This is a genomic window from Truepera sp. (genome assembly GCA_032027045.1).
Lineage (GTDB): Bacteria > Deinococcota > Deinococci > Deinococcales > Trueperaceae > JAAYYF01.
Map to the genome: position 1 here is coordinate 104,694 of JAVSMU010000001.1, position 15,473 is coordinate 120,166.

The window sequence follows — 15,473 nt, forward strand, 5'->3', positions numbered from 1 at the left end:
GTCATCACTCGCTCTCCTACCGGGGCCCTGCGCGGTGGAGCGCGCCAGGGATGGGAGGGGCTCGCTGCCGAGCGCCGGGTGCTAGCGAGGCGCCGCCCCTGAGGATCTCGGGGCGGCGCCTCTACTACTGCCGCGCTACTGGTAGATCAGTTGCAGAGGTCATCCAGCGACAGGGTGACGGGGTCGGTCTGGGCGTAGTCGCGGTCGGCGACCAGCACGCGCTTGCCGCTCTCGTCGAAGGTGGCGACGCCCGCGCCCATGTCGGCCTGACCGCACTGGAGGAAGGCGTAGTTGCCGTACGAGAGCTCGAACTTGTCGCCCGACATGACCGCGTCCATGACGGCCTTGGGCTCAACGCTCCCGGCCTTCTCCATGGCCTGCTTGAGGAGCATCACGGTGCCCCAGCCGAGGCCGTGGTTGCGGCTGGCGGTGATCCCGAGGAGGTCCTTGGCGGCGTCGCGCAAGGCGATGACGCCGGGCTCGATCTCGGTGCGGTCGAACGTGCGGGGGCTGCTGCCGTCGTCGTAGTACCAGGGCGAGAACGTGCCGTGCACCAGGGCGCCAACGGCCTGCTGGACGCTGAGGTCGGAGAGCAGGTCGGAGCCGTAGATGGGCTGCGTTACGCCGAGCTCGTCGTGCTGCAAGACGATGCCGATCATCTCCTGGGCCAGGCCGATGGCCACGATGGCGTCGGCGCCCGAGTTCTTGGCCTTGGTGAGGATGGTGCGGTAGTCGGAGGCCGCGTACGGGAAGTACTCGGGCTCGGCCACGAAGCTGCCGCCGAGCGACTCGACGGTCGCCTTGAAGTGCTCGATCATGCTGCGGCCGAAGTCGGTGTTCTGTGCCATGGCGAAGAACGTCTTGTGACCGTTCTCGAGGACCGCGTACTTGGCGAGCGGCGCCATCTCGGTGCGCGCTTGGGGCCCGAGGCGGACGGCCATGTCGGCGTTGGCGTCCTTGCGTGCCACACCCGTCAGGTCGTCGGCGTAGGCGTAGACGATCTGCGGGATGTCGAGCGCCGCGAACACGGGCATCTCTGCGAGGGCGGCGGAGCTGCAGAACGAGCCGCCCACGAAGGTGGCGCCTGCCACCGCGAGGCGGTTGGCGGCGTCCACGGCGCCCTGCGGGTTGCAGAGGTCGTCTTCGAACACGAGCTTGAACGTGACGGTCTGGTCGCCGACCTGGAAGCCGCCGGCGTCGTTGATGACGCGCGCGGCGAGTTCGGCCCCGACCTTGCTCTCGGTGCCCTCCTTGGCCGCGCCACCCGTGAGGGGCAGCGAGAAGCCGATGGTTACGACGGTCTGCGCCATGCCGAAGCTCACCAGCGTGAGCAGCAGCGCCACCAGCACGCTACGTATGTTCAGCACCTTGCGACGTCCTGATCCAACTGCTGTTGACACGATGTACGCCTCCTCCTAAGGGTGTTCGGCCCGCTCAAGGCGTGGCTGATCCCGCTAGCTTGTGCTTACGCCGTCACTCTAGCGCCGCGTTTGACAGGCTGTCAACATGACAGCATAATGTCCGTATGAATCTACAGGAGAGGTGGGCCCGCGCCCGTCCTGGGGGCGTTCGGGGCTACGGGACGGAATCTCCGCGGGTGGCCCGCATGGCGGTGTCGGGGGTTTGGGTGGCGGCGGCATCGGCAGGGTCGGCCCGGGCGGTTTCGCCGCGGGCGGTTTCCGCGGTGGCGGGTTCGGTACTTGCGGTCCATGTGCACGGTGCCGGGTTGGGCGTGGCGGCCTCATGACCGGCCTGAACCGCAGCAGTCCACTGCCCTACTACCACCAGCTCAAGTCCATCATCCTCGAGCAGATCCTCAAGCTGGAGGACACGCAGCAACCGGTCCTGCTGCCAACGGAACGCGAACTGCAGGAGCGGTACCGGGTCTCGCGTTCGGTGGTCAGGCAGGCCATCGACGAGCTGGTGCAAGAGGGTTACGTGGTCCGGGAACAGGGCCGCGGCACCTTCGCGGTTCCGCACAAGGTGCGGCACAACCCTCAGCCCGACAAGGTCCGCTCGCTCGGGATGTCCGGCTACCTCAAGGTTCACGGCATGGCCTCGACCACGAGCCTGTTGTCGCGCTCGGTGGAGGCGCCCGCCGCGCAGGCCGCCATCGCACTCGAGCTCTCGCCCGATATGAGGGTGCTGCGCTTCGAGCGGCTGCGCCTCGCCGCCGGCGTTCCCATCGGCCTTCAGGTGGTCAACTTACCGGCCGACCTCATAGACACCATCGAGGGTGGCATCTCCGACGAGGGCCTGCTATACGGCGAGTCGTCGATGGACTACCTCAGCCAACGGCTCGGCCTACGCCTCGGCACGAGTGCGCGCACCATCGAGGCGACGGGGCTGGACGAGCATCACGCCGAGCTCCTCCACGGCCAGCCCGGGCAACCGGCCCTGCGCGTGCGGCGCGTGGTGCGCGACGTTCACGGCAGGCCGGTCGAGTACTTCGACGCCATCTACCGCGGCGACATGTTCGAGTACTCCCTGGAGTTCGACCACACATGACTTCCCTCGCCCGCGACCCGGCATCGGGCGAGGAGGCGCCGCCTCACCCCAACGAGCCGCGAAGCGTCTAGCTCGGCCGCTGCCCTAGGGCGCCGGCCGGACAGGAGGAAGATATGGCCACCCCACACGCCTACGACCTGCTCATCAAGAACGTGCGCCTGGCACGCCCAAACCAGTCGGGCACGCCCGCCATGGACGTAGGCATCCAGGACGGCAAGTTCGTGCGCGTGGCGCCGGGGCTGCAGGCCTCCGACGCCCGCGAGGTGGTGGACGGCGGCGGAATGCTTGCCTTCCCCGGCCTGGTTGACGGCCACATGCACGTGGGCATCTACTCGCCGCTGCGCGACGACGCGGTCACCGAAAGCAAGGCGGCGGCCATGGGTGGCGTCACCAGCGCACTAACCTACTTCCGCACCGGCGACTATTACCTCAACAAGGGTGGCCCCTACGCCGACTTCTACCCCGAGGTCCTCGCGCAGTCCGAGGGACGCTACTGGGTGGACTACGGCTACCACCTGGCCCCCATCAACCGCAGCCACATCGACGAGATGCCCATGCTGCTCGACAAGCACGGCGTGTCGTCGTTCAAGATCTTCATGTTCTATGGCGGCCACGGCCTTCACGGCCGTTCCAGCACGCAACGCAACTTCCTCCACCTCGAGGAGGGCGAGACCTACGACTTCGCGCACTTCGAGTTCATCATGCGCAAGCTCTCGCAGATGATCGCCGACGACCCGAAGCGCGGCTCGCAGATCTCGCTGAGCCTCCACTGCGAGATCGCCGACATCCTCAACGCCTACACGGCTCTCGTCGAGAAGGACGGCAAGCTCAAGGGCCTGCACGCCTACAACGCCGCCAGACCGCCGCACTCGGAGGGCCTGGCTGTGTTCATCGCCTCGTACCTGGCGTACGAGACCGCGTTGGCGAACGTCAACCTCCTCCACCTGAGCAGCCGCAAGGCGCTAGAGGCGGCGCTGATGATGGAGGGGCTCTTCCCGCACATCTCCTTCAAGAAGGAGGTGACCGTGGGCCACCTGCTGCTGGACGTCGACAGCCCCGCCGGCCCCCTCGCCAAGGTGAACCCACCCATCCGCCCCCGCGAAGACGTGGAGTACCTGTGGGAGCGGCTGCTCGAGGGCGACGTCGACTGGGTAGTAAGCGACCACGCCTGCTGCAAGGCCGAGATGAAGGTCTCTCAGGAGCACCCCGACGACATCTGGCTCTCCAAGTCGGGCTTCGGCGGCACCGAGTACCTCCTCTCGGGCCTCTACAGCGAGGGCACCAAGCGCGGCCTTTCCCCTAACCGCATGGCCGAACTCACGAGCTTCAACCCCGCCCAACGCTACGGGCTGGGGACGAAGGGCGACGTGGCCGAGGGCCTGGACGCCGACCTCGTCCTCCTCGACCCCGACGAAACGTTCGTGGTGCGGGCCGCCGACTCCGAGTCGGGGCAGGGCTACACGCCGTTCGAGGGGCAGGAGTTGACGGGGCGGGTGAAGAAGACTTTTCTGCGCGGGAACCTGGTGTACGACTCCGGCCAGATCGTGGGTCCGGCGCTGGGGAGGTACTTGAGGCGGCCGAGTTAGGGCAACTGGTAGGCACGCACTTCCCTAGCCCGCTCTATTCATGAGGGTCGCGCTGGGGTCGGTTTCCGGGGTGCGAAAGGCCCGGACTTTGGCGCCGGGTTGCGGTTCGGACTCTGATGGTGACCGGTTCGGGGCGGTGGTGCTGGTTCCGGGTGTCCCGGGCGTGTTTTCGGGKGTCCCTGGGCGCGCTTCGCCGGCCGGTGGCGCCTTGATTACCGGATTCTGGGTTTGTTGTTGTGGCCTTGCCTCAGGCGGGCGGCGCGGCTAACCGCCTTGCGATGGTCACCCATTCGTTGCGCCATGGCGCTGCTTGGGGCAGGTGGATCACGATTCTCCTGGTGCTGGTCTTGAACCAGGCGCCCAACTTGATGAGCCGCTCCCTGATGGTGGTCACTTGTGCGCTGGCGAAGGTCGTGCCGGTCGCCGCTAAGCGGATCTCCTGGTATAGGGCGAACGCCGTGGCGTGCAAGATTACTCGCAGCTGGTTCGCCGCGAAGTTCGTGCAGCTCGTCTTGTCCATGCGGATGGCGYTCTTGAGTTCCTTGAYGYNRGTTCTCCACGTCACCCCTGCGGCTGTAGACACTCTCGTAGACGAAGGCGGCATCGCCGACTAAGTCGGTGACGACGAACCGCGCATTATCCCGCGGGATCCTGCCCGGGTAGCGGGTGACTTCGGCCTTGATGATCACCCGTCGCGAGTGCGGCCAGCTCTTCTTGGTCTGGTACTGCTTATCCAGGTAGACGCGTTCGCTGGTTCCGCTGGCTTCGCTGAGCGCCCTGGCGATMGCCATGCCCGGCTCGGCGTGCTCTTTCAAGACGCTGTTGCTGCTCATGCCGATGGCGTAACGCACCYGGTGATCRTCSAGGTACTCGAACACGCTGGGGATAGCGAAGCCCGCGTCGGCTCGCAGCGTCACYTGCGCCCTCGGGAAGTGCGCCCTGACGTTCTCGATCACGCCGCTCAGGAAGCTCAAGACCTGATCGTTRCCGGCGTTACCCGGCCTGAGCAGGGMGGCCACCAGGTACTGCTCGGCCTCGTCGTCGAACTGGATGAACGCCAGCAGCGGCAAGAAGCCGTGGTTGCCGTACAAGCCGTTGAACAASGCGCCTTGCTGCTCACCATGAGCGTCATCCCAGGTGGCGTCGACGTCGATGATGATGCGCTTAGCGTTCCGGCGCAGCCTCCGCTGGTGGCGGTTCAGCACCGCGCCACTGACCGCCTCGCTCGCCGCTGCGACCTGCTTCTCGTCGAAGGCGTTCTCAAGGCGCGAGATGGTCGGCTGCGACGCCAACTCACTACCCGTCCCCGGCACCCGGCCGAGCAGCAACTGGTGAGTGGGGTCATCTCGTAAGCGCGCCGCRTCGTTGGCGTCCTCGTAACCGTTCCCGATCCCGRAAGCCCGCTGCTGAACGACGGCAAGCAACGAATGCCTGACCTTGCCCGCCTCRCGCGCATCAGGCAGCGCGCCCGCCACCGCCGCCGTCAAMCGAAGACGGTCATCCGCCAACTTCAGCAGCAACGCCCCGCCATCGGAACTGCTCGCCGGCTGATCGAAYGCCGCCACGACCGGCTTCACGAAGCCACCCTCGAACAGCACAGTCTGCGAAGTGATATTCTCTCTCACAAGAAGGCCTCCACCTGGTAGAAAGCTTGTGCCACACACACTTTCTACCATAATGAAGGCCTTCTCTTCTCATGCCTCATGCATAATCCGGGCTAGGCGGTTCTTGACTCTTCTGCAGCCCTGCTTAGCTGTTGCTCGGCTAGGAGCTTCGTTCTCGCCTGCTTGTTAGGTCGTCGCAATTAAGCCGAGTTTAATCGCGGCTTCGGTACGGTCCCGATAGCCACAGTTGCACCAAGGCCTGGAGGAAGACCCAGGCATGGGCACATGTGTAGTTGCGGACCATAAGCTCGTCCGGCCACCAACCTACTGGTTGCGCTTGCGGGGCGCCACGGCGAAGGGAGTCCGGCAACTCGGAGGTTGCGATGCGTTCAGCGTTCCGAAAGTCAGCTTTTCTCCTCACCTTCAGCGCCCTTCCGCTGCTGGTTCTGCTCGGCTGCACGGCGCCGACCCCGCCGACACCCCCGACGCCAGCCAAGGTCTTGTGGACCGAGCAGTTCGGTACCAGCGCGTTCGACGACGTCCGCGCGGTAGCGACCGACCCGGAAGACAACGTCCTGGTCGTAGGGCGGACCGCCGGCAACTTGGCTGTGGGTGGCGCAGGCGCCTATGACGCCCACGTTCGCAAGTTCGCCCCCGGCGGCACCTTGGTCTGGTCCCGCCAGTTCGGAACCCCGGATCACGACGGCGCATACGTCGTTGCGACCGACTCGGGTGGCAACGTCATCGTTGGGGGCTATACGTACGGGGACCTCGAAGGGGCGTCCGCCGGGGGCGCCGACGCGTTCGTTCGCAAGTACAGCAGCGCAGGAGCCATCGTCTGGACGCGGCAGTTCGGTACGCCTTGGGACGAGGACGTGCGAGGCGTGGCTACGGATTCCAGCGGCAACGTCTACGTCGCCGGATCCACGGGCGGCGTACTCGTTGGTACCTTCGGAGGATTCGATGTTTTCGTCCGGAAGTACACGGCCGACGGGAACCTGGACTGGACTCTTCAGTTCGGCACCAGCGACGACGACGGCGCCCGCGGCATTACCGTGGACTCGGCGGGCTACGTAGTGGTGGCCGGATTCACCAAGGGGAACATGGACGGTCCCTCCGCAGGGGAGAGTGACGTGTTCGTCCGCAAGCTCACGCCCGCGGGCGTTGAACTCTGGACGCATCAGTTCGGCACTAGCTCCACCGATAGCTCCCGCGGTGTGGCGACCGATTCGGCGGACAACATCGTCGTCGTCGGCTACACGGCCGGGGATGTCGAGGGCGCGTCTGCTGGGGACGACGACGCGTTCGCGCGCAAGCTCGACCCGAATGGCGTACCCCTCTGGACCCGTCAGTTCGGCACCGGCTTCGAGGACCGACCAGGAGGCGTGGCCATCGACTCGCAGGACAACGTGATAGTGGCCGGCTACACGGACGGCGACCTTAAGGGCGCGACGGCAGGCGAGTACGACGTGTTCGTGCGCCGCTTCACCCCGACCGGCGCGGTGGACTGGACCGAGCAGTTCGGCACGGAAGAGTCGGACCGGGCGCGTGGTGTTGCCGTCGACTCGCAGCGCAACATCGTCCTTGCCGGTGAAACTGCCGGCAACCTGGATGGGGTGGCTAGTGGCGACGTAGACGCATTCGTGCGCGTGTACGCTCCGCGAGGCGCCTGAGGTAGGGCCTTCTGGGATAGGGGAAACGAGCAAATGGGGTGGCGGCGAGCCTTGACTGGCTCGCCGCTGTTATTGATGGGCGTGAGGTGCGTCAGGTTCTCCACATCCACGACCAGTTCCACAACGTGCTCGGGTGGGCCGGATTCGAATCGTTAGCTGTCGATTATCCCAGCTGTCGTCATAGGCAAGTTTCTCCTCATTGTGATTGGAGGGCCGCGCCGGATTGCCATGACGATTCCGAGCAGCATCAGCGTTTAGTCGCCTGACATCCCTATTGCACTTGTGGTTCAGCAAGCGTTAGTTGGAATCGGATCCTTCACTTTCCTAGCAGTTCCCCTTTTCATGATTGCGGGCAAACTGATGAACGCAGTGCGCGGGCCCCGGCGCATTTTCGGCTTCGCCTTGAGCCTGGTGGGGAGTCTCCTGGGCGGTCTTGCCCAGGGATACGCCGTAGCCTGCATGGTCTTCGCTGATAAATCCGGATCGGCAGGGGCTGGCCTCGCCGGCATCGGATCGACCCTGGTGTCAGATACAGGTAACCGCCCCGCCATCGACGAAGACCGTACTCCCCGTCATGTACTTCGCGGCATCGGAACACAGGAACGCGCCGACCTGCCCGAACTCATCCGGGTCCCCGAGGCGCCCCATGGGAATCTCTGCCACGGATTGAGCGCGGACCTCCTCCTTAGTTTTCCCCTCCCTCGCGGCGCGACCCGCGTCGAGCGCATCGATGCGCTCGGTCTCGACCCGCCCGGGGGCCAGGCAGTTGACCTGGATATTGTCGCCGGCCAGTGTGATCGACAGAGACTTGCATAACCCTTGCACCGCCGGCCGGAAGACGTTGGATAGGAGCAGGTTGGGGAGTGGGCGTTTGACGCTCGAGCTCACGATGGTGAGCATGCGACCGCCACCCCGCTGACGCATCATCGGTACGGCGAGGCGCGTGCTCCGGACGACGCTTTGCAAAGTGAGACCGTAGGCTAAGTCCCATTGTGCTTCGCTGAGGTCCTCGAAGTCCCCGGCGGGTGGGCCGCCCGCGTTGTTTACCAGGATGTCCAGGCCGCCGAGGGTCTCTTTCACATGGCCGAACAGTTCCTCTAGTGAGTTTGGGTTCCCAACGTCGGCAACGAAACCGTGCGCGCGGCCGCTCGCAGCTAGGCGCTCGACGGCTACTCCAACGCGCTCCTCGTCGCGGCCGCAGATCACGAGGCGGGCGCCTTCGGCGGCCAGCGCCTTTGCAACCGCGAAGCCAAGACCACTTGTCGAAGCGGTCACGAGGGCGAGTTTGTCATTCAGTCCAAGGTTCATTCAGACTCCCAATCCAGATGAATTTGAGAGAGCGGGGTTTAACCCGCTCTCGAGTGAAGTGGACGTGGTTGCGGGCCGCGTCAACTCAAACGTGACCGTATTTCTCCAGGACCGCTGCCAGGCTGGCGCCTGCATCGAGCTCAGCACGAATCTTCGTCTCCGTCTCGGTGAGCTTCTCGACCTTCTCGAGCACCGGGAGAACCATCTGGTTAGGTACGACGATGACGCCGTCTACGTCTCCGAGGATGAAGTCGCCCGGCGCCACGGAAACCCGGGCCGACGTCGCTCCTGGGAGGTAGACGGGCAAGTCCGAGGCGTTCACCTTCCAACGTCCGATCGACTGGACGGGCGTGCGGTAGCGCGCATACACGGGGAAACCGTGCTTGTGGAGCCACTGCACATCTCGTATGCCGCCGTCCACGAGGGCACCCGCGCAGCCTCGTACCTGCATCCCTAACGCGATCAGTTCGCCGAAGAAACAGATCCCTTCGGCCCCGCCGCCGCTCCAAACGGTTATGTCACCCTCGGAAACGCCTTCGAGGGCACGCATCTTGTCGGGGTCGCCGCTGCCCGCGTAGGGGGACAACTGCCCGCGGATCGTGTAGGCCCAACCGGCGATCTTCTGATCTCCGCTAGGGAACGGACGGAAGTCGGCGCTCAGGCCTTGGTCGAGGATTCCCAACTCATCTAGGACATCGCTGACGTTTGCGGTCTCTACCTTGAGGTAGCGCGCTCTGATGGCCTGCTTGTCCACCGTAGTTCCCAGCTGACTGGGCATCATCCCTCCCTCACGGCGTATCGACGATGATGCCTAATTCACGGTAGTAGCGCGCTGCCCCGGGATGGAACGGGATTGCAATGCCGCCTAAGTTGTCGATTGAGATGTTCGCAGCAGCCGGGTGAACACCGATCAAGGCTTCCCGACTCTCATAGATCAGCTTCGTGATGTCGTAAACGAGGTCGTCTGGCATGTCGCTTCTCGCCGCCAGCATCACCCAGAGGCCGAAGGTAGTGACGGCCTCGTCCTGGCCGCGGTAGGTTCCGGCAGGGAACTCGGCTTTGGCGTAGTAGGGGCCCTGCTCCAGGACCTTTTGAAGGTCGTCCCCGTCTATGGGAAGCAAGCGGATGGGGTGGCTGGTCTCCAGGTCGAGGATCCAAGGAGTGGGTGCAGCGGTGTTGGCGAGGGCAGCGTCGATAGCGTTATCCCGGAAGGCGCTCGTGTTCTCCGAGAAAGACAGGAACTGTCCTTTGATGTCATTCAACGACCAACCGAGTGCCTCGAGGAAGGTCTGATTCGTCGCCAGCACTCCGCTACCCGGTGAACCGATCGACACCCGCGTCCCCTTGATGTCTTCCAGGGTATGCAGGTCCGAGTTGGCTCGCACCACTACGTGCTGCAGGTTCGGATAGACGGGCACGATTGCGAGCATGTCGACCTGCGGGTCGAAGTCGATCCCGTGGTAGGCCTTGTAGCCGACGTCCATCTGCATCATGGCGAGTTCGAGTTCGCCGCTGGCCATCCTGCGAGCGTTCTCGACGGAACCTCCGGTCACCTCGGCGGTAGCGGGAATCCCAAGTTCTCGCGAGATCTGCTCCGCGATACCAGCAGCAACGATATAGAACGTGCCCGAAGTGCCGGCACTGCCAATCGAGATCCGTTGCACTTGTGCAACGGCGGACGGTAGCAGCAGGGCGAGCGTGAAGAGGGCGATTAGTAGGCGAGACAGGCGCTTTCCAGGGGGTACTCTATTCGTCATCAAATGTCCTCACGTTCCTTGAGAGTGCGCAGAAGAATGCTTTTCAACCGCTCTTGCGCGGTTGAGTTTCGGCTTCAGGCGACTATCGAATGCTCTCCACCTCCGTCCCTGTCTGCTGCGAGCGGATCCTTCGCATCTTGAGAAGTTGGAGGGCGACCACCAGCCCCAGAAGTCCGAAGCCGGCAAGGTTGGTGAGATGACCTGGATGAATGAGGGCGAAGCCCCCTACCGCGAGCAGTACGCGCTCAAAGATGTTCGTTCGAGTCAATAGCCAACCGGACAAGCCGGCGCCGACGCTGACGGCCCCCAACAACCCAGTTGTCCCTACGGTGACTATCTGCCAGAGCGTCCCAAGGCCTACGAGGCTGGGGTCATAAACGAACATGTACGGCACGAGGAAACCGGGTAAGCCAAGCATCATGGCGTACCCGGACGTTCTCCAGAAGTTGGCGTTGACGATACTGGCGGCGGCGAAGTTGGCCAATGCCACGGGTGGGGTGATCATCGATAGACAACCGAAGTAGAAGACGAACATGTGCGCTGCGATAGGTGCTATCCCAAGTTTGACGAGAGCGGGCGCGCCTAGTACCGCCATGATCAGGTAAGCGGGGGTCGTCGGGAGCCCCATGCCTATGAGGATCGAAGCGATCATCATGAGGATCAGCGTGAGGAGAAGCTGGTCGGATCCGAGCGCGATCACCGCGGAGGAGAAGCGAAGACCTATTCCCGTAAGATTGATGATTCCTACGACCACACCAGCCAGTGCGGTCGAGGCGATTACCACCAAGGCTGTCCTCGCGCCATCGACGAAGGCCGTCACTATCTTGGAAGGTGTCAGGCGGTCCTTCGGGCTGATAAGTCCCACGACGACCGCCGCGAGGACGGAGAAGACCGCGGCCCGCGTTATGGAGGTTTGGACGAAGGTCAACAGCACCACGAGCACGACGAGTGGGACGAAGTAGAGGGAGTTCTTGAGAAGGTAGAACGCCAGCGGCTCCCTGTCGTCTATGGGAACGGTTTCGGGCTTGAGCCCTATACGGTGCGACGTGAAGTGAACCACCGAGAAGACCGAGCCGTAGTAGATCAGGGCGGGTACTAGAGCGGCGAGGATCACCTTCGAGTAGGGAATGCCAAGTATCTCGGCCATGATGAACGCGCCGGCGCCCATGACCGGAGGCATGATCTGCCCACCGGTTGAGGCCACGGCCTCCACTGCCGCCGCGAACGGCCTCGAGAAGCCCTTGCGGACCATCATCGGAATGGTGATCGAACCCGTTCCGGCAACGTTGGCGACGGCGCTTCCCGAGATGGTGGCCAACAGGCTGCTGGAAAGCACCGCGATCTTCGCGGGGCCGCCGACGGCCCACCCCACGAGGCGTGTCGCTAGGTCCATGTAGAACTGGCCTACGCCAGTTACCTGTAAGAAGGCGCCGAACAGCACGAACAAGAAGATGTAGGTCGCCGAGACGCCCAAGGGGATACCGAAGATCCCCTCGGTGGACAGACTCATTTGGCTAACGATCCGCTCCAGAGAGTACGCGCGAATGCCCACGGAGGTTGGCAAGTAATGCCCGAAGTACGCGTACAGGATCGCAAGCAGGGCGATTCCCGGGAGGATGTTGCCGGCCACCCGACGCCCGAAGTCGAGGGTGAGTACGATGAAAACGACGCCGACGACGAGGTCCCATTGGTTGGGCATTCCGAACCTGAACGCCATCGCTTGGAGCTGGGTAAAGAAGTAGAGCAGTGCGGCGACGCCCAGGACGCTCATGAGGACGGCGATGACCCGTGTGGCTTTCGAGCCGTTACGAAAAGCCGTGAGATACACGAGAAGCGCGCCCAGAACCAGGTGAATACCCCGCTGCCAAAAGGCGGTGAGGAGTCCGAAACCCGCGGTATAGAGATGGAAGAGCCCGAGCGTAATCGCGACGACGACATACAAGATGTCGACGACTTGCTGGGTCCTCGTCGGCGGCGCCTTTGCTACTGGGGCACCGACCAGGGCCTCAGGTTCCATACCGAACCGGCTGGTGTATTTCGCGCAACGCGGCCAAGGCGCTATAGCAGGCTAGCCAGGCCGTTTTCGGGTTATCGGGCGAGGCTACGTTCTCGAACGTGATCTTGATGTTGCCCGTTTCGGCCACGGCACTGATCGTGTGGGTGTTGTACTTGACGCCAGGATCTGCAACTACCCGAACACGCGTTCGGTCGAATCCAATGCCGGCGAGGCTCAAAATCGCCGCGATGTTCACGTTCTGCGGGAAGTGCTTGACCGCTTCGCGTGCCATTCCCTCAAACAAGACGTAGGGTTCGACGAGGCCATCGAGGTCGACGCCGAGTTGTTCGACGTAATCGATGTCCTTCCACGCGATCGGTGGCTTGGAGGTGCTGAAGGTGACTGACTTCGCCCCGCTCAGGACGGCCGTCTTGATCGCGTCGAGGCCGCCGATGCCGCCAGATGGAATGTACAAGAGTGCCCGACTGGTTCGTGCCGCGTTCTCGAGGCGCTGCCTCAAAGCATCGTTTGCGAGGGCCCCGGCGCTCAGGACTATCAGCGAAGCTCCTGACTTCAAGATCCGCTCGCCATAAGCCTCGAGGGCTTCGTGGCTTGCGGCCTCCACGACCACGTCAGGCGCCAGGCTCATGAACTCGTCGATCCCGGTCACGAAGGGTATCCGGTAGCGCTCGGCCTGCCCTTTGCCTTTAGAGGCTTCGCTGCGCCCCATGAGCGCAACGACCTCTGCCCCCTCTAGGTCACCTGACTGTAGATGTTGCAAGACAAGCTGCGAGATCGTTCCAGCCCCGAGTAAGCCGACGCGCATCGTCCGATCCTTTCAGGTTGCTGCTGGTTCAAGAACCAGTGGAAATGAGCCCTCTTCCCTTCGGCCTTTATACAGAAAGTAAAACGTCGTTTCACTCTATGCTAATGTTCCGGGGAAGGCAAGAGGAGACTTAGAGTTGCCGGTTAGGCTGGGTCTTGGCCCTGATGTCTTAAGCTGCTTGAGCCTAAACGAGGTGATGACGACCATGGGGACCGACGTTCAATCGGTAGTGCTTTCGCGGAATCAGGCCGAGGCCAAGCCGGGAGAGGGCACTCACAAGAATCAGCTGCTTTCGCGGGCGGTAGCCGTGATGTTCGCGTTCTCCGCAATCCGGCCAAGGCGCAGCCTCGCCGATCTCTCTGAGGAACTTGGGGTCAACAAGGCGTCATTGCTCCGGATACTTCGAGCACTCGAAGCCGAAGGGCTACTTCGAAGGTCGGGTAACGACTATCAGTTGGGTGCCCGCGTGCTCGCGCTGAGCAATGTATTCCTAAGCACACTCTCTGTACAGGAGGAGGCGCGGCCCCATCTCGCAAAGCTTGCCCGCGATTGTGGCCAGACGGTTAGCCTGGCCGTCAGGAATGACTTCGATGTCGTATACGTGGCCATTGAGCATGCGCAGAGTGAGGTTGGTATCCAGAGCGAGATCGGCGGCCACCATCCTGCTAACGCCACTGCCTTGGGGAAAGTCATGCTGGCCGAGAATTCCGCGGAGGAACTGAGGGCCCTTTTGGATAGGAAAGCCCTACCGAAACTTACTGAGCGGACGATTGCCGATCCTGAAGCGCTTATATCCCACCTGGAGCAGGTGCGACGCCAAGGCTACGGAGTTGACGACGAGGAGCGCGCGATAGGGATCCGTTGCGTAGCTGCGCCGGTCAGGAATCACGAGGGAGCCGTGATTGCCGCGGTAAGCATTTCCAGCCCCATCTTCGTCATGGGAGTCGAGGACATAGAAGAGTTTGCAGGGAGGGTCGTTGATACGGCGAACGCGATTTCCTCGGATCTCGGCTTCGCTGCGGGCACGCAGTCCATTTGAGCGGGTAAAGACTCAAGGCGCGATGCTCGAATGCGTTGTAGCGGTTATTAGCACAGTACAAGCGGCACAACAAGGAAGCCTCACCAGAAGAAGTGGGCCGGCCAGGTCATCGCTTATTCCGCGATGGCGTCACATTTGCCACAATCAACTGCTCTTCATCCGAGGTCGTCATGTCGCTGTGTCGTTCTCTGGGCAGGCCTCAGTGGGCCCATCCAGATGATTTGGTGGTGTTGCCGTTCGAACCGTCGCCTTTACGTCCTCAGGCCCGGCCTTGCCCGTGTCCTGTCGGTCAACGATGGCTGCCGCGAGTGCCTCTTGTCCGTCACCCCGCCCAGCAACTCAAGCAACTCAAGGTCATTTGTCCGTTCTGCACAGAAACCCCCCGGGGGTATCCTTCGGTGATCGCACGAGGCTGCCTACCGGCTCAGGTAGGCAGTAGCGCCATCGGAGGGTTTCAATGAACCAGAAGTACAACATCATCGTCATGAACGGCACCGTAGACAAGCTCATCGCGATGGCGACCATCGTGTCGGGCGCAGTCGCTATGGGCAAGGAGGTCACGCTGTTCGTGACGTTCTGGGGCCTGATGGCGTTCAAGAAGGGGGCGTGGCAGGACCCGGCCCAGCAGAAGCTGCCCGCCGAGTACGCCGAGTTCGCTCCCATGATGACCGAGGCGATGCAGAAGCACGGCGTGGCCCCCTGGATGCAGACCTTGCGCACCGCCAAGGAGCTGGGAGAGGTCAAGGTCTACGCCTGCAGCATGACCAAGGACCTGTTCGGCATGGAGCTCGAGCACCTCGAAGATGTCGTCGACGGTGAGAAGGGCGTAGCCGGCTTCATCGCCGACTCCGAAGGCGCCGAGGTGCTGGTCTTCTGACCGGCACACACTCCACCTCCAACGCGAAAGGACGTACCGCTACCATGCCCGAAGTCACCATCCGTCAAGAGATAGACGCCCGCGGCAGCGCATGCCCCGGACCCCTAATGGAACTGATCCGTGGCATCAAGGCCTCCACGGTCGGCGAGGCCGTGGCCGTGCTCTCCAGCGACCCGGGCTCCAACAAGGACATCCCCGAGTGGGTACAGAAGATCGGCTATGAGCTGGTCGAGTCGTCCGACATGGGCGAGTACAGCCGCTTCGTCGTGCGCAAGACCAAGTAGGAACGCAGGCCCGGA

12 protein-coding genes are annotated in these 15,473 nt (G+C 63.2%); 6 read left to right on the forward strand and 6 right to left on the reverse strand.

The genetic code is table 11. The annotated features are described in order from the left end of the window. Positions 1-146: 146 nt before the first annotated feature. The gene (locus tag ROY82_00420) at positions 147-1,367 is read right to left on the reverse strand and encodes an ABC transporter substrate-binding protein (protein ID MDT3680926.1); all 1,221 of its coding nucleotides are present in this window, start codon (positions 1,365-1,367) and stop codon (positions 147-149) included. Between the two features lie 376 nt (positions 1,368-1,743). Here ROY82_00420 and ROY82_00425 point away from each other — a divergent pair, with 376 nt between their 5' ends. The 3 genes from ROY82_00425 to ROY82_00435 all read left to right on the forward strand — a co-directional run bounded on the left by ROY82_00425 (position 1,744) and on the right by ROY82_00435 (position 7,371). Continuing rightward, positions 1,744-2,508: a GntR family transcriptional regulator gene (locus ROY82_00425; GenBank protein MDT3680927.1), complete on the forward strand. Its 765-nt coding sequence runs from the start codon at positions 1,744-1,746 to the stop codon at positions 2,506-2,508. Positions 2,509-2,621: 113 nt separating this feature from the next. Then, positions 2,622-4,094, forward strand: a complete 1,473-nt coding sequence (locus ROY82_00430) for a dihydroorotase family protein (GenBank protein MDT3680928.1) — start codon at positions 2,622-2,624, stop codon at positions 4,092-4,094. A 1,987-nt stretch (positions 4,095-6,081) separates the two neighbouring features. After that, on the forward strand, positions 6,082-7,371 hold the full coding sequence (locus tag ROY82_00435) for an SBBP repeat-containing protein (protein MDT3680929.1): 1,290 nt from the start codon (positions 6,082-6,084) through the stop codon (positions 7,369-7,371). A gap of 525 nt (positions 7,372-7,896) precedes the next feature. Here the strand turns inward: ROY82_00435 and ROY82_00440 are convergent. The 5 genes from ROY82_00440 to nadX form a co-directional block, all read right to left on the reverse strand. Beyond that, positions 7,897-8,679: an SDR family oxidoreductase gene (locus ROY82_00440; protein ID MDT3680930.1), complete on the reverse strand. Its 783-nt coding sequence runs from the start codon at positions 8,677-8,679 to the stop codon at positions 7,897-7,899. A gap of 85 nt (positions 8,680-8,764) precedes the next feature. Then, a complete protein-coding gene (locus tag ROY82_00445) occupies positions 8,765-9,457 on the reverse strand; it encodes an RraA family protein (GenBank protein ID MDT3680931.1) in 693 nt (230 codons plus the stop codon). A gap of 10 nt (positions 9,458-9,467) precedes the next feature. Then, positions 9,468-10,436, reverse strand: a complete 969-nt coding sequence (locus ROY82_00450; protein ID MDT3680932.1) for a TAXI family TRAP transporter solute-binding subunit — start codon at positions 10,434-10,436, stop codon at positions 9,468-9,470. Between the two features lie 82 nt (positions 10,437-10,518). Then, a complete protein-coding gene (locus ROY82_00455) occupies positions 10,519-12,453 on the reverse strand; it encodes a TRAP transporter permease (GenBank protein ID MDT3680933.1) in 1,935 nt (644 codons plus the stop codon). Next, the gene (nadX, locus tag ROY82_00460; protein ID MDT3680934.1) at positions 12,443-13,258 is read right to left on the reverse strand and encodes an aspartate dehydrogenase; all 816 of its coding nucleotides are present in this window, start codon (positions 13,256-13,258) and stop codon (positions 12,443-12,445) included. The genes ROY82_00455 and nadX overlap by 11 nt, the downstream gene beginning before the upstream one ends. Before the next feature lie 178 nt (positions 13,259-13,436). Here nadX and ROY82_00465 point away from each other — a divergent pair, with 178 nt between their 5' ends. The 3 genes from ROY82_00465 (at position 13,437) to ROY82_00475 (ending at position 15,458) form a co-directional block, all read left to right on the forward strand. Beyond that, positions 13,437-14,297: an IclR family transcriptional regulator gene (locus tag ROY82_00465; protein ID MDT3680935.1), complete on the forward strand. Its 861-nt coding sequence runs from the start codon at positions 13,437-13,439 to the stop codon at positions 14,295-14,297. 457 nt (positions 14,298-14,754) lie between these two features. Further along, entirely contained in the window at positions 14,755-15,174 is a 420-nt protein-coding gene (locus ROY82_00470) for a DsrE/DsrF/DrsH-like family protein (GenBank protein MDT3680936.1), read from the forward strand. A 44-nt stretch (positions 15,175-15,218) separates the two neighbouring features. Continuing rightward, positions 15,219-15,458: a sulfurtransferase TusA family protein gene (locus ROY82_00475; GenBank protein MDT3680937.1), complete on the forward strand. Its 240-nt coding sequence runs from the start codon at positions 15,219-15,221 to the stop codon at positions 15,456-15,458. Positions 15,459-15,473 lie beyond the last annotated feature (15 nt).